21 protein-coding genes are annotated in these 18468 nt (G+C 47.0%); 4 read left to right on the forward strand and 17 right to left on the reverse strand.

Annotated features, from left to right (window positions below; genetic code table 11):
• Window positions 1–25 precede the first annotated feature (25 nt).
• The 17 genes from A4U59_RS06545 to A4U59_RS06625 form a co-directional block, all read right to left on the reverse strand.
• Window positions 26–400, reverse strand: coding sequence for a rhodanese-like domain-containing protein (locus A4U59_RS06545; protein ID WP_070120374.1), 375 nt, complete (start codon window positions 398–400; stop codon window positions 26–28).
• Window positions 401–423: 23 nt separating this feature from the next.
• A complete protein-coding gene (locus A4U59_RS06550; protein ID WP_070120375.1) occupies window positions 424–996 on the reverse strand; it encodes a class I SAM-dependent methyltransferase in 573 nt (190 codons plus the stop codon).
• Window positions 954–1364: a rhodanese-like domain-containing protein gene (locus A4U59_RS06555; protein WP_070120376.1), complete on the reverse strand. Its 411-nt coding sequence runs from the start codon at window positions 1362–1364 to the stop codon at window positions 954–956. The genes A4U59_RS06550 and A4U59_RS06555 overlap by 43 nt, the downstream gene beginning before the upstream one ends.
• A 179-nt stretch (window positions 1365–1543) precedes the next feature.
• Window positions 1544–1771: a sulfurtransferase TusA family protein gene (locus tag A4U59_RS06560; RefSeq protein WP_070120456.1), complete on the reverse strand. Its 228-nt coding sequence runs from the start codon at window positions 1769–1771 to the stop codon at window positions 1544–1546.
• A 167-nt stretch (window positions 1772–1938) separates the two neighbouring features.
• Window positions 1939–2334, reverse strand: coding sequence for a DsrE/DsrF/DrsH-like family protein (locus A4U59_RS06565; RefSeq protein ID WP_070120377.1), 396 nt, complete (start codon window positions 2332–2334; stop codon window positions 1939–1941).
• Window positions 2335–2393: 59 nt separating this feature from the next.
• A complete protein-coding gene (locus A4U59_RS06570) occupies window positions 2394–2963 on the reverse strand; it encodes a sulfurtransferase TusA family protein (RefSeq protein ID WP_070120378.1) in 570 nt (189 codons plus the stop codon).
• 117 nt (window positions 2964–3080) lie between these two features.
• The gene (locus A4U59_RS06575) at window positions 3081–3647 is read right to left on the reverse strand and encodes an NAD(P)/FAD-dependent oxidoreductase (protein WP_070120379.1); all 567 of its coding nucleotides are present in this window, start codon (window positions 3645–3647) and stop codon (window positions 3081–3083) included.
• Between the two features lie 97 nt (window positions 3648–3744).
• Entirely contained in the window at window positions 3745–3972 is a 228-nt protein-coding gene (locus A4U59_RS06580) for a sulfurtransferase TusA family protein (protein WP_070120380.1), read from the reverse strand.
• A 37-nt stretch (window positions 3973–4009) separates the two neighbouring features.
• Complete coding sequence (locus A4U59_RS06585) at window positions 4010–5146, reverse strand: MBL fold metallo-hydrolase (protein WP_070120381.1); 1137 nt, start codon at window positions 5144–5146, stop codon at window positions 4010–4012.
• A gap of 93 nt (window positions 5147–5239) precedes the next feature.
• Window positions 5240–5545, reverse strand: a complete 306-nt coding sequence (locus A4U59_RS06590; protein WP_070120382.1) for a rhodanese-like domain-containing protein — start codon at window positions 5543–5545, stop codon at window positions 5240–5242.
• A 391-nt stretch (window positions 5546–5936) separates the two neighbouring features.
• A complete protein-coding gene (locus A4U59_RS06595; RefSeq protein ID WP_070120383.1) occupies window positions 5937–6116 on the reverse strand; it encodes an aspartyl-phosphate phosphatase Spo0E family protein in 180 nt (59 codons plus the stop codon).
• A gap of 70 nt (window positions 6117–6186) precedes the next feature.
• Window positions 6187–7299 carry an o-succinylbenzoate synthase gene (gene menC / locus A4U59_RS06600; RefSeq protein WP_070120384.1) on the reverse strand — a complete coding sequence of 371 codons (1113 nt, stop codon included), beginning with the start codon at window positions 7297–7299 and terminating at the stop codon, window positions 6187–6189.
• Entirely contained in the window at window positions 7296–8771 is a 1476-nt protein-coding gene (locus tag A4U59_RS06605) for an o-succinylbenzoate--CoA ligase (RefSeq protein WP_070120385.1), read from the reverse strand. The genes menC and A4U59_RS06605 overlap by 4 nt, the downstream gene beginning before the upstream one ends.
• 123 nt (window positions 8772–8894) lie before the next feature.
• The gene (gene menB, locus A4U59_RS06610; RefSeq protein WP_070120386.1) at window positions 8895–9716 is read right to left on the reverse strand and encodes a 1,4-dihydroxy-2-naphthoyl-CoA synthase; all 822 of its coding nucleotides are present in this window, start codon (window positions 9714–9716) and stop codon (window positions 8895–8897) included.
• 17 nt (window positions 9717–9733) lie between these two features.
• A complete protein-coding gene (menH, locus tag A4U59_RS06615) occupies window positions 9734–10570 on the reverse strand; it encodes a 2-succinyl-6-hydroxy-2,4-cyclohexadiene-1-carboxylate synthase (RefSeq protein ID WP_245680511.1) in 837 nt (278 codons plus the stop codon).
• Window positions 10563–12308, reverse strand: coding sequence for a 2-succinyl-5-enolpyruvyl-6-hydroxy-3-cyclohexene-1-carboxylic-acid synthase (gene menD / locus A4U59_RS06620; protein ID WP_070120387.1), 1746 nt, complete (start codon window positions 12306–12308; stop codon window positions 10563–10565). The genes menH and menD overlap by 8 nt, the downstream gene beginning before the upstream one ends.
• Complete coding sequence (locus tag A4U59_RS06625) at window positions 12292–13713, reverse strand: isochorismate synthase (protein WP_070120458.1); 1422 nt, start codon at window positions 13711–13713, stop codon at window positions 12292–12294. The genes menD and A4U59_RS06625 overlap by 17 nt, the downstream gene beginning before the upstream one ends.
• Before the next feature lie 382 nt (window positions 13714–14095).
• Between A4U59_RS06625 and A4U59_RS06630 the strand changes: the two genes are divergently transcribed.
• The 4 genes from A4U59_RS06630 (at window position 14096) to A4U59_RS22560 (ending at window position 18411) form a co-directional block, all read left to right on the forward strand.
• Window positions 14096–15031 carry a 1,4-dihydroxy-2-naphthoate polyprenyltransferase gene (locus tag A4U59_RS06630; RefSeq protein ID WP_070120388.1) on the forward strand — a complete coding sequence of 312 codons (936 nt, stop codon included), beginning with the start codon at window positions 14096–14098 and terminating at the stop codon, window positions 15029–15031.
• A gap of 171 nt (window positions 15032–15202) precedes the next feature.
• A complete protein-coding gene (locus A4U59_RS06635; protein ID WP_070120389.1) occupies window positions 15203–15580 on the forward strand; it encodes a hotdog fold thioesterase in 378 nt (125 codons plus the stop codon).
• A gap of 135 nt (window positions 15581–15715) precedes the next feature.
• Window positions 15716–16444: a TraR/DksA C4-type zinc finger protein gene (locus A4U59_RS06640; RefSeq protein ID WP_070120390.1), complete on the forward strand. Its 729-nt coding sequence runs from the start codon at window positions 15716–15718 to the stop codon at window positions 16442–16444.
• 1367 nt (window positions 16445–17811) lie between these two features.
• Entirely contained in the window at window positions 17812–18411 is a 600-nt protein-coding gene (locus tag A4U59_RS22560; protein WP_425388884.1) for a methyl-accepting chemotaxis protein, read from the forward strand.
• Window positions 18412–18468 lie beyond the last annotated feature (57 nt).

Raw genomic sequence — 18468 nt, forward strand, 5'->3', positions numbered from 1 at the left:
AAAAACCCTTTGGGTTTTTCTCTTCTTAAAACTTAACGTCGCCAGTCCACTGGCTCATGCCGCCGTTCATGTTATGAATATTTGTAAATCCGTTTTCTGCCAGGATTTCACTTGCCTGGGCCGAACGGTTGCCGCTCCGGCAAACAACTACATACTTCCCTTCCTTGTCAAGCTCGCCAAGGCGCCCTTCAAGCTCCTGCAGCGGAATAAGCATGGCACCCGGGATGTGACCCTCTGCAAACTCCTGCGATGTCCTGACATCCAGAACCTGTACGTCTTCTTCCTGAATGAGGGCTTGCGCTTTTTCCGGACTCACATCCTGATATGTTGCTCCGCTTCCGCATGCCCCCAATACAGCCAATAACAGTAAAACCAGAATCCCCATTCCAGCTTTTTTCATAGTTCTTCTCTCCCCGAATAAGATTATTGCGGCGTTGCACCTACCACATAATTAGAAGGGTTAGGGAACGTCACTTTTTCAATTACATACCCATTCTCCGTTAAAATGTCTTTAAGCTCTTCCGAAGGAATGCGGTGATGCAGCGGAGGGCCTGCTTCTTCATCAAGGGCCTCCCATTCAACAGCAATCAGTTTTCCGCCGGGTTTTAAAATCCGATTGATTTCAGCAAGCGTACGGTTAAGATCGGGTACTTCATGCAGAACAAAGGAAATGACGACTTTATCAACAGATTGATCCTCAAGCTTGATATGATCCAAATCGCTTTCGATATAATGAATCTTATCAATGCCCTGGCTCTCTGCCCTTTCCTTCAGCATCTCAAGCATCATTGGCTCAATATCAAGGGCATATACATCCGACCCTGTTCTTTCAGCTAGCGGAAGTGTGAAGAACCCGTTGCCTGCACCCAAATCTGCTGTTTTATCACCCGCTCCGACGTGAAAATCATCAAAAATCTGCTGGGGCGGAAGCCTGTCATATCGTTCATTGCTGACTAGTTTATTTGCTTTTTCGGGGTTAAAGCGATGTCCTGCCACTGGCAACAACTCCTCTTTTTATCAGTTTTAGGCATCCCTTTAAAATGAACGCCGGCCACATTGAACTTGCGGAGGCGCAAAAACCGGGTTGCCATATTAGCAAGTATAAATGAATCAGCGATCAGCACAACCCGCTTATTCGGAATGTCACTGCTGTACCTTTTCAAGTAGGCAAGCGGAATATTCAAGCTTCCTTCGACCGGATCTGCTGATGACTCCTGGAAATCCCTCACATCAAGCAATACCATGTTTTCATCCCGGTTGCAGGATTCAAGCCCGTCCAGGCAAGGGGTCCCTTTGACCGGTATATAACGTTTATATAAAGCTGTACCTGCAAAAATGCCGAATACGGTAAGAAGAATCGACAATGATGTTCCCTCCAATAGAATATCCGGAGCCTCTAAAATATACTCCCGGATGTAATCAACGACTCTTATCCTACATGAGACAAAGATGAAATTCAATTACGATTCATGAACAATTCGCGAACACTTTTCAGGTGTTCCGTATATTCGGCATTTTTCCAGATGTCTCTTTATATGGGCTGTTACCCTTTTTTGATCCAGAAAGTCAGTATGCCGTCTTCATCTTTCATCTCAAGCATTTCATGTCCTGACGATTTTGACCAGGCCGTCAAATCATTTGTGGCCCCTTTGTCAGTTGCCTGAATCTCAAGAATATCACCTTGTTGAAGTTTATCCATGGCTTTTTTCGTCTTCACGATTGGCATTGGGCAGGCAAGGCCCTTTGCATCAACTATATTTACTGTTTCCATTGATTTATCTCCCTTTCCTTTTAGGCTCTGTTTATGCAGCAGGTTGATTTTCGCTCCCTCAATATCGTTACAAATCAACCTGAGTTCTACCACAGCCTTCATTTTAAAACTGGAAAGGACCGGAATATCCGGCCCCTTGAAGTAAAAAACTAGAACATATAGGTTAATTAGAATGTAAGTGTTACATCAGCACCCTGTGCAAAGTCGAGGAAAGTTACCGCTCCGCCGACATCAATTCCGTCAACAAAGTGTTCTTTTTCAAGGCTCATGACATCCATTGTCATTTGGCATGCAACAAACTTAACACCCATGTCCTTTGCCATTTCCACAAGATCTGGAATTGGAGGTACGTTTGCATTTTTGAAGCCTTCCTGGAAATGTTCTTTTCCTTCCGGCATCGGAAGCTGCTTATGGCCTTCTTTGTGTATCAAGTTCAGTCCTTCAAACGTGAAGAAGATTTGTACTTCTGCATCTGTTGCTGCTGCTGCTGTTGCGATGTTGAATACCTTGTAAGCGTCGAACATTCCACCGTTTGCTGCGATAATCGCGATTTTTTTACTCATTTGCAAATTCCCCCTATATAATATTAATTTGTTATTGCCGACTTCTTAAATATTGCCGTTTATTCTTCTTCCTCGGAAGGGCCATTCCACTCGCTCATACCCGGAACGACATTTACGACATTTTTAAACCCTTTTTCAGATAGAAGTTTTGATGCCATGTCACTGCGGTTGCCGGTGCGGCACACAACATAAAGGTCTGAATCCTTATCAAGCTCATCAATGCGGTTTTCCAGTTCACCCATCGGAATGGACTTCGCGCCCGGGATATGCTTGAATGCATACTCTGCAGATTCACGTACATCAAGAACCGTAATATCCTCATTATTGAGCTTGCTCTGCAGCCCTTCGTTATCGATCGTATGAGGATATGGCTCCGCTTCCTTAGCTTCTTCATCACTTGCTTTGCGGAGATAGTGCTTCAGCACGTCGCCTTCTTCGCGGGTGCCGATATATTCATGCCCTGTTCCTTTGGCCCAGCCCTGGATATCAGCCAGTGAACCCCTGTCGGTTGCCTGAAGTTCAAGGACCTGGCCAGGACCAATTTCGTTCATGCCTTTTTTCGCCTTTACAATCGGCAGCGGGCAAGACAACCCTTTTGCATCAATTGTAAAATCTGATTTGATCGCCATTTTTTATATCCCCCTTTGTTCCAATTTTAACTTCCCACTATTACCCCTACAGGTATAGTATTAAACTTATGATCCATTGTCAATAGCATACTGTGCGTTTGGGCGTTTCGAACTTATTTATACATCATGCCAGATAAACATTTTTCCTGTTTCCCTGGTCACAATATCGACACCAAGCTGGGCACCCTGTCCGGCTGCAATGACCGATTGGCTTGAGAGTCCTGTCAACAGCCCGGCAATATATAGGTTTTCCCGTGATGTCACGCCATCAAACCCGACGCCTTCCACCTGCTTAATTTTTCCACTTGGGACTTTTTCATTCACGATTAGTGAAAGTCCCAGGTTCTCAAGAAGATCTGTTTTAATGTTGGTTGCAACAATGACATATTTTGCTGACATCGTGCCGGTTTCTGTTTCAACACTGAAGCCGCCTTCCTGGGGCTCAATATTTTTCACCTCGTTCACCTGCACTTCAGCACCGAAGGATTCTGCCTGCTTCCGCATGTTTTCGAGTAATTGTTCGCCGGAGGTTTCTAGTACGCCTGGATAGTTCCGCAGCGTTCCGACCCTTTTGATCTGGGACGTCTCCGTATCGAGTACAACGGTGTCCAACTTCCCGTAAGCTGTATAAACAGCTGCAGACAGTCCGGAAATCCCGCCTCCGATAATCAGTACATCATGCACGGTAACTCCTCCTAAACTGTATCCGCATTTTCAGCCTGCTGCGGTTTCCCGCGGCATAGCGGAAACCGGGGACCCCGTGGATGCCCCGGTTCCTCCGTTACGCCTTTTTGATATAGAAATACAGGACGCCGTCTTTTTCAGTTTGCTCAATCAATTCGTGCCCTTTTGACTTGGACCAGGCAGTCAGGTCATTCACTGCACCTTTATCAGTTGCCTGAACTTCAAGGACTTGACCTGATTCAAGATCATCCATGCCTTTTTTTGTCTTTACAATCGGCATTGGGCATGCCAGGTTTTTTGCGTCAACTACTTTATTCGCTTCCATTATTGTTACCCCCTGATTTTGATTTATTATTAATAAATTATCCGTGAACGGCACAGCGGTTTGGACCAATTTCCATTTCGCGCTGTTTTTCACCGTCAGGATCAATTTTACCCATGTTTGTTTCCCGGATTTCTTTATACGCGTTTGGCTGCGGCGGGAGATTTTCAGTTACCAGCTTGCGGAATTCACCTTCGTCTTCCACTTGCAGCCCTGCATTCTTTTCATAAAGGTCGCCAAGGCGTGCCATTACTTCGCCGTTTTCACCAAGTTCTGTGTGGTGTGCAAAGTGTGCCGGCAGCACCATCAATTCATCTGACAGGTTTTTATAACGGCTGTAAAGGGTGTCACGCAGGTCGCCGACCCAATCTTCCGCCAGACCGGCAAGGTCAGGACGCCCGATGGACTCAACAAACAGAATGTCCCCTGTCAGCAAGTACTTGTCGTCTATGATGAAAGAAGTGCTTCCAATTGTATGGCCGGGTGAGTAAAGCGGTTGGACGCTGATTGTGGATGAACCGACTTTCAACTCACGGCCTTCTTCAAGCGGCTCATAGTCAAATGTAACTTCCTCCGCATCTTTCGGCGGCAGCCAGTAAGTCGCACCCGTTTCTTCACCGAGCTTGCGCCCGCCGGAAATATGATCGGCGTGCAAGTGCGTGTCAAGGACGTTGGTCAGTTTAAGGTCTTTCTCTTTCAGAAATTCAAGGTAGTTGTCGACTGTGCGGGCAGAATCAATAATGACCGCTTCTCCATCTGATGCAACCAGATAGGACAGGCACCCTTTACCTATGCGAACAAATTGATATAACTCACCGTTGCCTTTAAGGTCGGCAACTTTCACCGGATGGAGATATTCGCTCCAGCTTTTCATGCCGCCTTCAAGGTAGCTCACATTTTCAAATCCTTCTTCAACGAGCTGCTCTGCAACGAATTTGGAAGAACCTTCTTTCGCGCAGACAACCAGGATATCTTTATCCTTCGGAAGGTCATCTTTTATCGGATCCAGGCCTTCGAGCAGTTCGAAGTATGCCTTATTGATGACATCGATTCTTTCACCCTCAATTTTCCAGTCGTTGAATTCACTCTCATTCCGGACATCCAGAATGAATAACTCTTCTTTGTTAATTACTTTTTCAGTCAATTCTTTAGCTGTCATCATTTTCAATTCAGCCATGATTTCGACCTCCTAAGCTCTATTTGGAATAATTTCCATAACCTCTCCCTGGATAATCAAGCTTTTATGCTTGCACTCTACATTCGTAAACTGTTACTTTACCTTCCCTGTCCAGTTCATCATGCCGCCAACCATATTGATGCAAGTGAAGCCCTGGCTGTTCAAGTATTCAGTTGCCATGCCGCTCCGGTTGCCTGAACGGCAAACCATGATATATTCCTTGCCTTTTTCCAGCTCATTTGCACGCTCCTGGATTTCACCGAGCGGGATGTGCTTTGCACCCGGAATCATTCCTTCTGCCACTTCTTCATGTTCACGGACGTCAATAACGTTCATTTTTTCGCCCTTTTCGAGTTTTTCTTTCACTTCATCTGGTGTCATAACCGTTTTGACTGACATTTGTAAATTTCCCCTTTCACATTTAATTATTTCAGGTCTTTATTTTAGTCTTCCACATCAACTGTTTTTATTGCAAAACATTGGTATAAAATATTTACTACCATTACCCCTATGGGTATATTACAAAATGAATATAAAAATGTCAACAGATGTTCACATTTTTTTGTCTGTTTTTTGAAAACAGTTCCTCATCTATTTACAATATGCTTCTTAAATGTACCGTGTTTATCCCTTACCGTCCAGAATTATGCTTTTAACTGAGCTTTATGCACTCCTTTTTAAATGCTGCGATGTGAATCAAGTCTGTTTCTTCCTTCTTTATTCTTTTCCGCGAATGGATAAAAAGAAAACGTCTTTCCATAGGAAAAACGCTTCTTTATCACGTAATGGCTCATTTACCGTATGTTTGAAACTCGATGATTTTTTGATCAAGTTCTCTGCTGATAGCCAAAAACTCAGGGCTGCTGAACATACTGTCATTCATATTGCCCATAATTTTATACATTTGCAGGCGTAATCTCTCGATTTCTTTCAAAAGTTCGTCTTTCCCGGTAACAGTTGATTCAATCAACGTGTAAGTCCTCCCTGATGAAATACTTGAGCGGGCCCCTTCGGAAACCGGCCTGTTGTTTCGCAGCCCTTTATACTCCCGCCCGTAATACCTTTCGTTCTAATCGAAGCGTTTTGAGGTGTCGTTCGTCTATTATATATCCGATACCGCTATCTGCAGGCACATCAATCCAACCGTCGCTCACCTTCACTTCGGGTAAAGTGATATCTTTGTGCCAATATCGTGATGAAGCGGAAATATCGCCGGGTACAGTGAAACCCGGCAATGCAGCAAGTGCAATATTGAACGCACGTGATACTCCGGTTTCAAGCATTCCTCCTACCCAAAGGGGTACTTCCTTATCAAGACATAACTGATGAATATCGAGCGCTTCCTGAAGGCCGCCGACCCTTCCGATTTTTACATTTATGATTCGGCAGCTATCCAGCGCAAGCGCCTGTCTAGCGTCTTCAAACGAAGCGATGCTTTCATCGAGGCATACCGGGGTTTGAAGATGCTTTTGCAAAAGGGCATGGCCGGCAAAATCACCCTGACCGAGCGGCTGTTCGATCATCAGCAAATTGTATTTATCAAGATTTTTCAATTGTTCGACATGATCCAGCGTATAGGCGGAATTGGCATCTGCCATTAAGGGAAGATCCGGAAAATGGTTTCGGATTTCGCTTATGACCCGCTCGTCGGACTCAGGATAGATCTTTATTTTGATCCGCTGATATCCATCATTTAAAAAATGCTCTATTTCAGATTTCATCTTTTCGGGTGTATTTATTCCAACCACAGCCCCTGCCGGTATTTGTTTACGCGTGGCTCCGATGAAATCAGCAAGCGACACTTCAGCATTTTTGGCGGCCAGGTCCCAGACAGACATCTCAACGGCAGCCTTGGCCATCGGATTCCTTCGCACCTCCCTGAACCTCGCTTTCAGTTCGGACGGGTGGGAAATCTGTTTTCGAAATACGATAGGAATAAGGAAATCTTCCATTATATGCAGGCATGTCCTGGTCGTTTCTTCCGTATACCACGGGGAAGAAAACGCAACACACTCCCCCCAGCCAGAAACACCTTTGTCGTCTATCGCCTCCACAATAATGCTCTGGCGGAGTTCAACCGTACCAAAACTAGTAGTGAACGGCTTTTTCAGTTTATTTTCAATGACATGCAAAACAAACCGGTCAATGATCATTGGTAACCACGTCCGTTCTCTTCCAAATCCTTCAGTCGATGGCGCTGGAGTTTGCGAGCCGCATTCCGGGGGAGTTGTTCTGTGAACGATATTTTCCTTGGCACTTTGTAACCGGCAAGCCGCGTTTTGCAGTATGCCTGAAGCGCCTGTTCCGTAGTATCCCTGGACAGCACAATAGCTGCCGCCGGGACGCTTCCCCACTTTTCATCATCAATTCCGTAAACACCCGCTTCCTTCACAGCAGGATGACTTAATAGTATATCTTCTATCTCGGCAGGGTAAATGTTTTCTCCGCCTGATATGATCAAATCACTGCGCCTGTCGATGACATATAGAAACCCCTCTTCGTCAAGCTTGCCCAAATCACCGGTCATAAACCAGCCTGCTTGTCTATCTGCTTCCTTTTTATAATATCCTTTTGATACGTTCGGCCCCTTTACAGCAATTTCACCGATTTCACCCGGGCCTGCTGGATGGGACCCCGAAAAGATGGCAAGTTCAGCAGGAAACAGTGGCTTGCCGGCTGAGCCGAGCTTCTCGAGCGCATACTCCGGAGAGAGGGTGGCAATTTGTGACGCCGTTTCGGTCATCCCGTATGTCTGAAATACAGGTATCCGTTTATCCCTGCTTTTTTCAAGCAAAGATTTCGGGGCCGGTCCGCCGCCAAGAAGCACGCACCGCAAATGCTCCGGATATCTGTCTTTCCCAAGTTCCTCAAGTACCTGTGCGAGCATTACGCTAACGACCGAAATCATCGTCACGCGGTCCTGTATTAGGGAGCAGTGTACTTTTTGGGGATCAAACTGGTCATGAATAACGACGCTCATTCCGTAAATGACGCTTTTCATCAATATTGAAAGCCCGCTTACATGAAAAAAGGGCAGGCAGGCAAGCCATCGGTCATCTTGCTGAATACCAAGATTCAAAGCGGAAGAAACAGCACTCCACCAGTGGTTGCCGTTTGTCAGGAGTACTCCCTTCGGCTTCCCTGTAGTCCCGCTCGTATAGATGATGGAATGCAGGCTGTTTAAATCAAATTCCGTCAAAATATCAGGCTCAGGCATGTTGGGCTGAGGCAGCGTATCGAGCTGCACAGCACGGATGCCTGCAGACTCAGATGCTTCTTTCGCCTGGTCCGACCGGGCATCGCTGAAAACAAGCAGCGCCGCTTCCGCATCCTTCATTTGCCAGGCGCACTCGGCCGGAGTCAGCCGCGTATTCAGCAAAACCATTACGGCCCCAAGGCTTTGCAGTCCATATATCGCAGCAGCTGAATCTATAGAGTTATCAATCAAGAGTGCACAGCGGCTCCCCTGTTCTATACCGTGAGATTGAAATGCAGCAGCATATTTGCGGGCCCGGTCTTTCAGTTCCCGGAAAGAAACCCTGTCATCCCCTTTAATCAAGGCAGTCCTTTCCGGTGATAGAAAAGCCCTCTTTTCAAGCCAGTTCGGCATCATTTCAGCATGCATGCCGTTGCCTCCTTCAATTTGTTGTATATCTTTGTCTGAAATCTTAACAAGTGCAGATATGGGTTGAAAGGTAATGAAAAAAATTAGCCTGCGAACTTGGTCGCAAGGCTAATTTTTGATAGCTTAAGGAAAACGAGGAAACTGCTTGAAGTCTGGCTTGCGCTTTTCCTTGAACGCATCACGGCCTTCTTTCGCCTCTTCGGTTGTATAGTAAAGCAGAGTTGCGTCTCCGCCAAGCTGCTGAAGGCCGGCAAGGCCATCCGTATCAGCATTGAAGGAAGCTTTCAGGAAGCGCAGGGCTGTCGGTGATTTCTCAAGCATTTCTTCACACCATTGCACCGTTTCTTCTTCAAGCTTTTCAAGAGGCACGACTGTGTTGACAAGACCCATATCCAGCGCTTCCTGTGCATTATACTGGCGGCACAGGTACCAGATTTCACGGGCTTTCTTATGGCCGACGATACGGGCGAGGTATCCTGCGCCATATCCAGCATCAAAGCTGCCGACCTTAGGACCGGTCTGGCCGAAAATTGCGTTATCAGCGGCGATTGTAAGGTCGCAGACGACGTGCAGCACGTGCCCGCCGCCAATCGCATAGCCGCTGACCATCGCGACGACCGGCTTTGGAATGACACGAATCAAGCGCTGCAAATCGAGAACATTCAAGCGCGGAATCTCGTCTTCGCCGACATACCCGCCATGGCCGCGGACTTTCTGGTCGCCGCCGGCACAGAATGCATCGTCTCCTGCTCCCGCCAGGACGATAACGCCAATATCTTTGTCATCGCGCGCAAATGCAAAAGCATCGATCAATTCCATCACCGTTTTTGGTCGGAATGAATTCCGCACCTCTGGACGGTTGATGGTGATTTTCGCAATCCCGTTATATGTCTCATACAGGATGTCTTCATAATTTCGTTCAGCTACCCATTCAAAACTGGACATATGTATAATCCTCCTTATCAATTCGACAGTTTTGACAGCATTTTCATGCAGTCAACTACTATTTTACCAAAAATCTGCGGTTGTTCCACATGGATTGCATGACCAGTTTCCTTGACCACACGTTTTTCCGCATTCCCAAGCCCTTTTTCCATCTCGTCAGCAATAGCAACAAACTTCGTATCCAGTTCCCCTGCGAGAAGGATAACCGGCACCTCAAGTTCTCCGAGCCGTTTCCACCACGAGGGCTGTGAACCGGTTCCGAATCCGCGCAAGCTGTTTGCCAGGCCATGCGGCCGCTGGTTCAGCCTTTGCCTTCTAATTTCTTCCCGACTGTCTTCCGGGAGCTTTCTTTGGCTGGCAAATAGCGGGATATTCTCCCAGTAATCAACAAACGCCTTGATTCCGACCTCATCAATCATTGAGGCAAGCTTTTCATCACGTGCTCTCCTGTCCGACCGTTCACTTTCGCTTTTCAGTCCTGGTGATGCACTTTCAAGTATAAGCCCTTTTACCTTCTCTTTGTATAAGAAAGAAAAAGTAAGCGCGAGTCTGCCTCCCATCGAATAGCCCAGTACATAGGCACGGTCGATGCCAAGGTAATCCAGTAGGCCTGCGAGATCCTTCGCAGTATTTTCTGCACCGTATCGATCCGGGTTTTCCGGCGCCTCCGTTTTGCCGTGGCCCGGCAAGTCGACGGCAATCGTCCGATATTGTTCGGCCAGCCGGTCAACGACAGGATTCCATGTAGAAATATCTCCTGTGAAACCATGAAGCAGCAAAAGAGGAGCGCCTTGCCCCTTCACTTCATAACTGTAACCAAGACCGTTTATCACAGCATGGGATCTGTTACTCACCTGACTCCACCACTTCCATTACAGCCCGCCAGACATCTTTATGCTGTTTTACATTATCCTTTCTATCGGTCGGAACTTCAATTATATTAAGGCCTTCAAAGGAAACGGCTTCGGATACCGCCGTCCGGAATCCTGACCAGGAATCAACTTTACAGTATTCCCCTTTATACAACTCTGCCGCATGCTTGAAATCAAGGCCATGCGGTGTGCCGAACAGGTCCTCAAAATGTTGTGAATGCTGCGCCTGGGGCAAGAAAGAAAAAATTCCCCCGCCATCGTTATTCACCACTACGATAGTTGCATTCAGCTTGTACAGTTTCGAAGCAAGAAGGCCGTTCATATCATGATAAAACGACAGGTCGCCGATCACCAGCACCATCGGCGCTTGTACCGAAGCTGCGCCAAGTGCACTTGAGACAATCCCGTCGATGCCGTTTGCCCCCCTGTTTGCCATTGTCCTTATCGATTGGCCGGTATTGAAGAAAAAAGAATCAAGGTCCCTTACAGGCATACTGTTGCCGACAAACAGCAAAGAACCTTCAGGCATCAGTTCCTGTAGTTCACGGAATAACTGGCCTTCAAAAATTTTTTCGTTCAGGGCGGAAGCTTTTAATACACTGACCGTCTCAGCATTCCAGTTCAGCCATTGTCTCGCCCAATCAGTCTCATCCCGCTGCGGAAGCACTTCCTTAAGCGAATCGCAAAACTGCCCCGCATTGGAATGGATCATATCAGAAGCAAGCAGCGTCGGCTCCCGCCAGCCCCCGTCTTCATCAATGATGATTTGCCGTGTTTCCGGGTGAGTCTTCAAATAAAGGAGAAACGGCTTGGATACAGGCATGGCGCCGAATCGAATAATAATATCCGGCTTCGCCTTTTTCTTTATTTTTTCACTCCGTAAAAAAGCATCATACCCATCAATTATCCATTTCTTATTATGTTCACCTGACCTCAGCTGCGAAAGCGGGTCGGCCAATACAGGATACTGCAGCTTATCGGCAAGGCCGGCAACCGCATCTTCGAATCCCTGATCTTCATTGGGGCCGCAAACAATGAGTCCGTTCTCAATTCCCGCCAGTTCTGCACCCAGCTTTCGAAGCAGCGCTTGATCTGCCGTTTTAATTCCTGGTGAGATGACGATATATGCATCACGATTCATTCTGCCGCCCTCCCACAAATGATCAATTGTGAAATCGGGTATGAGCGGTTCCCGATAAGGAAAATTCATATGTACGACCCCGGCCGGCCCCTGCTTTGCCGTTGCTGCAGCGCGGCCGGCAAAACTGCGGGCATAACGGAGCATTGCGTCCGATTCTTCCGGCAGCGCCATTTCAGCAAACCATTTTGCATATTTACCATACAGATTAAGCTGGTCGATGGCCTGAGGCGCACCCACATCGCGGAGCTCATGGGGCCTGTCTGTCGTCAGCACCAGTAAAGGGACCCTTGATAAATACGCTTCCACAACTGCCGGCATATAGTTCGCCGCCGCCGTGCCTGACGTACAGACAAGCGCCACCGGCCGGGCAGATGCCTTCGCTTTTCCCAGCGCAAAAAAACCGGCTGAACGCTCGTCTATTTCAAGCCAGACGTTCATGCCGGGATGATGCGCCATTGTCATTGCCATAGGGGTGGAACGTGATCCAGGACTGATCACGGCATCCACAACTCCGCTATTTACCAGTTCATCGACAAATGCCGCTGTATATCTGGTAAGGGCATTATTCGCTGTTGTCATGTAGTGTCCCTCCTAGTGCAGAGAGCATTGGCTTAAATTTCATCTTGGTCTCTACATATTCACATTCCGGATCGGAATCACCGACAATCCCGCAGCCGGCGAACAGGGATGCTTCGTCTCCCTGCAAGAGACCTGACCTTATGCCGACGGCAAATTCACCATTACCGCGTACGTCCATCCAGCCGATCGGTGCGGCATACCAGCCTCGGTCCATGATTTCTTCTGTGCGGATTTTTTCCATTGCCTGCTCCTGGGGAAACCCGCCGAGAGCAGGGGTCGGATGCAGCTTTTCGACCATTGACAACAATGTTGCATCGGATTTCGCTTTCCCTTTTACTGGTGTATATAAGTGCTGGATATCCCTTACTTTATAGAGGGCAGGGCTGTCCGGAACTTCTACATGGTCGCAGCCCGCTTCCATCGCCTGTTTGATCATCTTAACAACAAGGGCATGTTCATGGAGATTCTTTTCATCCTGCAGAAGTTCTTTACCCAGCTGTTCATCTTCCCGGTGTGTTGAACCGCGGGCGATCGTCCCTGCCAGGCAGGTTGAAAGGACTTCTGTACCGCTTCGTTTTATAAGCCGTTCCGGAGTGGCGCCAACGAAGCAGTCAGTTCCGCTTTCAAAGGCAAAAATATAGCTTTGCGGCTGCTGTTCAAGCAGGCGGCCGAGCACTGCATCAGGTGAAAAAGACCCGCTCCCGTACAGGCGCAGTTCCCTCGCCGTCACCACTTTTTCGATGACGCCTTCACGCACTTCCTCAGCAAGCTTCGCAACTGAATCTTTCCAGTGATCCGGAGCAATTTCCTCCGTATATACATGAGCCGGGAAAGAAACAGGATATTCTGCAGTCAGGCTGCTGAAAAGGGACTCCTGGTCCCCGATCGCCTTTTCATACAGACTGTCAGCATCGGCTGTATGGTCCACCATAATATTTATCGTCAAATAAAAATTGCCTTTAACAATAGTGAGCAGAAAGGTGGGAACGGTCAATTTCGTATGTTCAAACGCATTCCACAACTTTGTAACCGGCTTTAACGGATCAAATGAGAAACCGCCTATCATAAGCGGGCCAGTGCCCTCTGCAGCAGTATCTCCATCATAGACTGCTGTTTCGATCAGCTGTTTCCATTGTTTTTCTGCGTCTTTAAATCGATATGCCGGAGAAGGCCGGACAATATGGGATTCTCCCGCTCCAACGAGAGCAAGCTCTCTGGAAGGATCTGACCAGAATGAACGTTCACCAGGAAAAACTGAATGGCCGGCCGCAAAAAAAGCAAGGGGATTTATCGGCTGTTCCGCTTCAAGACTATAACTGACGAGAACAGGCTTCCGCAGCCTCTTAGCCTTCTCGGAACCGAAAGTAATTTTGCGGTGCAGTGCTTCGTGCTGAATCGTAATCATATTCGTTCCCCCCCTGAATTTGCCCGGCAGCGAAGACTTTCCGTTTGCTTCCATCGGCACAATTTATTTAGTCTCTTTAAGTTAGTTGAAAATGATCTTGACACCTCTATTAAGATACACCTCAATCCCTTTTACTGTCAATATTCGTACGGTTTCGACAGAACGACAGTATGCCCGTTCCGAATATTGCCGAGTTCCTGTTATGTAAGTTCAACTATCCAAAATTAAACAAATAACTATATGTTACTTCCTTATTATAATACCATTCCCAGGTATCATCGTGGTAAAACGCTTCCAAAATTTTAAAAAAGATTGACACATTGGCAGGGGTTTTCTAAACTTAATTGTGAATGATTGACGAATTTTGTAAGGAGAGAAGTATATGCAGCCTACTGTAGAAAACACCCATGAAAAGGCTATAGCACCAAAAAAGGGCTGGAGGGTGTGGTGGAACCTGCTTCGTCCCCATACGCTGACAGCATCCTTCGTGCCCGTTTTTCTCGGCACTGCGATCGCTGTACAGTATGGCCCCATAGATTTCGCGCTGTTTTTTGCAATGTTTCTTGCCAGCGTTTTAATTCAGTCCGCGACAAATATGTTCAATGAGTACTACGACTTCAAGCGCGGCCTGGATAACCATGAATCGGTGGGAATCGGCGGAGCAATCGTCCGTGAAGGCGTCTCGGCATCAACCGTCCTGAGCCTGGCGCTTGCCTTTTTCGCAGGAGCAATCGCACTGGGGGTATACATTTGCATGGAAACAACCTGGTGGCTTGCTGTAATCGGGCTTGTGTCAATGTCAGTCGGATACTTTTATACAGGCGGACCTTATCCGATTGCATACACGCCGTTCGGTGAACTGGCATCAGGCATCTTTATGGGGTATGGAATCATTTTAATTTCTTTTTATGTTCAAACCGGCACCGTTACCGGTGAAAGCATTCTTATTTCCACACCAATCGCAATCCTGGTTGGAGCCATTTTAATGGCGAATAACATCCGCGACCATGACGGCGATAAAGAAAACGGCCGCAAAACACTCGCCATCCTGCTAGGCCAGCAGCAGGCAGTCCGTTTTTTGGCGGGCATGTTCATTGTTTCTTATGCATGGATTGCAATCCTTGCAGCAGCTGGTGTACTTACACCATGGGCATTGCTCATATTCATCAGTACAGCCAAGGCACGGGAAGCCGTAAAAGGCTTCAAGAACAAAAAGAAACCGGCTGAAATGATGCCAGGAATGAAAGCGACCGCTCAGACTAATACATTTTTCGGCTTTTTGCTGACACTTGGAATCCTTTTCAGCTACATGGCGTAACAACACGGTTGGATTTACCAGCCGTGTTTTTTTATTAGATGGTAAGGGCCCCTGATGCGGTATGGATAAACACCCGAGTGCGGGCGAAACCGCTACAAAGCGATTGAAAGCCCTTGCTTGCCTATGCAAAATGCAAACACAATACTTCAACTAAAACTGGGGGAATCAAACATGGATTATCAAAACACGATGCTTGAGGTTCTTGGTATCGAAAATGTGGAACTGACAAAAGATAAAGTTGTCATGACAATGCCTGTTGGCCCTAAAACCCATCAGCCGCTCGGGCTGCTTCACGGCGGAGCTTCCGTAGCCCTCGCAGAATCAGCGGCAAGTATCGGAACCTACTTGAATATTGACCCTGACACCCAGGCAGCTGTAGGCATTGAAATTAACGCCAATCATATCCGCAGTAAAAAAAGCGGAATTGTGACAGCAATTGCGGTCCCTCTCCACAGAGGGCGCAGAACAATGGTGTGGGATATCAAAATTACAGATGAAGAAGGAAACTTGATCTCCGTTTCCAGGTGCACAACCGCCATTGTCGGGTAAAGGTGATCTGCCGGATTCTCAGCACGCATTTCCTTTAAGAGGAATTTTCCCACCCCTTCCGCTATTCTCCAGCATGGTTTTGTCATGCAGGTCAATACTACGTATATGAATCATCAGAAAGGGATGTGGTAGCTGATGCTCACAGACAAACAGCTTCAAGGACTGCGCAGCCAGTTGACCGCGCTTAAGAACGATGCTGAGTCACTGCTGCGGGACAGTGACCATTATGGCCTGGATCAGGAAGCAAACAAATGGTCAGTCGGAGAACTTGCCAACTATGACAATCATCCGGGCGACATCGGAACCGAACTGTATGAACGGGAAAAGGACATCGCTTTAAACGACCTGACTGAAAAGCAGCTGGAAGAAGCGGAAAATGCCCTGCAGCGCATGGAAGACGGAACATACGGCGTTTGTACGGTTTGCGGAAAAGAAATTCCATTTGAACGGCTGCATGCGATTCCGACCGCCAGCCGGTGCAAGGAACATGCTGATGACCAAACAGTTGCCAGGCAGCGTCCGATTGAAGAGGGAGCCCTTGGCACACCGTTCTACTCTTATACGAACGAATCAGCTGATGACGGCAACTATTTCGATGCCGAAGACTCCTTTCAGCGAGTTGGGATGTACGGAACAAGTGAAACACCGTCCGATTTTGGCGACCCGAACATGGCCGACTACAATCAAATGTACATCGGCAGCGAAGATACAGTCGGTTTCACCGAATCACTCGAGAATTTCATTTCTACCGATATTACCGGCAGCGAAGTCAACATCGTACCCACAAAGCTGCATGAAAAATATGAAGATATTTTGGATGCTGAAGAGCAGGAAATATACAACAGGGTATATGATAACGAGTAAGTGAACCCCCTGGTGACACTAATGTGTGTTGCGGGGGTTTTTCGTATGGTGAAAACGATCCAGCCCGTACGGTTGTGGGAGGAAACTGGAATGAATTCGGCATGCCGGGTTCAAAAAAAGAACGAAATTGGCTGGATAATGCGCTGAAACCGTATGGAATTATCCGAAAACATGCTCACCAAAAGATAAATCGCCCAAAATGAGTGCAACTAAAACGCTTTTCTGGGCAGCGGCGGAAGAGATGTATTGAATTCATCAAAATATCTTTTAAAAAAACTGAATTTATCATTCAGAAAAACCACAATTTTTTTTAAAAAAACCGATGTTTTTCTTTTTGCGTAATGCTTTTAAGAGAAATCTCCATTTTTTATCAGTAAACACAAAAAAACAGTTAATCTTTCACGGAAAGAGTACGATATAAGTAATAAAGACTCAGTTTTTTCTGATAACAAAAGGGGAGCCTGCTTATGGAAAACAATATCGGTTTAAAGGAGTTAATGATTCAGGACCTTGAAAGGAAAAACAAGCTTGTCCTGATCGCCACCATCATTTCCGTTACACTTGCTCTGTTAGTTGATATCGCGCTAGGTCGACCGCTGGCTACGATTCTCACGATCGGTGTCGGTGGAGCGGTGTTTATCGGACTGCTCGCTTTTTTCATTAAAGTGAAAAAATTTCCGAAGATGATTCCATACCTAACAATTGCAGGGCTAGCGATCATCATTTTTGCTATCATGTACAGTTCCGGATCGGTCCTTATGTTCATCCTCCCGTATTATTTGCTTGTCAATGCGGCGGTTTATAATAAAAAGCCGGTTATATGGATGGGAATCGCATTGAGTGCAGCCCAGACCGCCGCTTTTTATCTATTTTTCGGGGAAGGACTCGGCCTTCAAGGAAAAGAAGCCGGCATTGTCTTCCTGTTATTTGCTGTCGTAACGACCGCATTTCTTTTCCAATTCCAGGTAGGAAGCCGCCTGGCATATGATATGGAAAGGTGGCAGAACCAGACGCAGGACTTGCTGGCCCAAATGCAAAACCAGCGGCAGGTACTTGAGCAGAATTCCGAAGTTATCGGCGGGAACATTGATCAAGTCCGCACCCAGAGTGAGGAACAGCAACATTCATTAAATGAAATGAATATCGCCGTCCAGGAAGTTTCATCTGGCATGCAGTCGCAAAATGAACATGCTACGGATATCACCAGGACAGCTGAAGAACTGAATAATATTGTCCAGTCGCTTGTGTCCGCTTCGGCCGCTCTTCAAGAACAGGCTTCTGATACAAACGCCGTTTCTGAAGAAGGCAGGCAGCACGGCGAGAAGATGCTGACAAAGATTCATGACTTCAAGCAGTCGATCAACAACATGTCATCAACGATGAATATGCTCGCCGAGAAAATTTCCGAATCCACTGGTTTTGTGAATGATATTCAGCAAATTGCTTCCCAAACGAACCTGCTTGCGTTGAACGCATCCATTGAAGCAGCCCGGGCCGGGGAAAGCGGCCGGGGTTTTGCGGTTGTTGCCGATGAAATCCGGAAGCTCTCCGAACTGACAGCGAATACGGCCAACCGCATCTCTGAAAACCTGTTTGCTGTTAACGATGTTACAAAAGAAACGCAAGCGATCATGACCCGCAATGCCGATCAAATGGAAGATAATGTGGAGACGGCAGAAGGCATGAAACAATCCTTCATCACAATTAATCATTCGGTGGAGAACCTGAAGACAAACGCCGGCCAGTTCGCAAACATTACAGACCGTATCCGCTCAACATCAAAATCGATTGATACAGCGATTGTTGAATTTGCTGCAGTTCTTGAACAATCTACCGCTTCTCTTGAGGAAATTTCAGCCACTCTGGATAACTACAGCACCCAGAACAAAGAACTTGTTTCTTTTATACAAAACACAGATGATGCTGTCGATCACTTGCTTTCATTATATAAAGATGAAATGTCATAAAAATGAACTTGCCGCCGGCAGTCAGCATATTCAAAGAGAAAAGCGCCCATTTCACCG

The sequence above is a fragment of the Bacillus marinisedimentorum genome (assembly GCF_001644195.2).
GTDB classification, from domain to species: Bacteria; Bacillota; Bacilli; order Bacillales; family Bacillaceae_O; genus Bacillus_BL; species Bacillus_BL marinisedimentorum.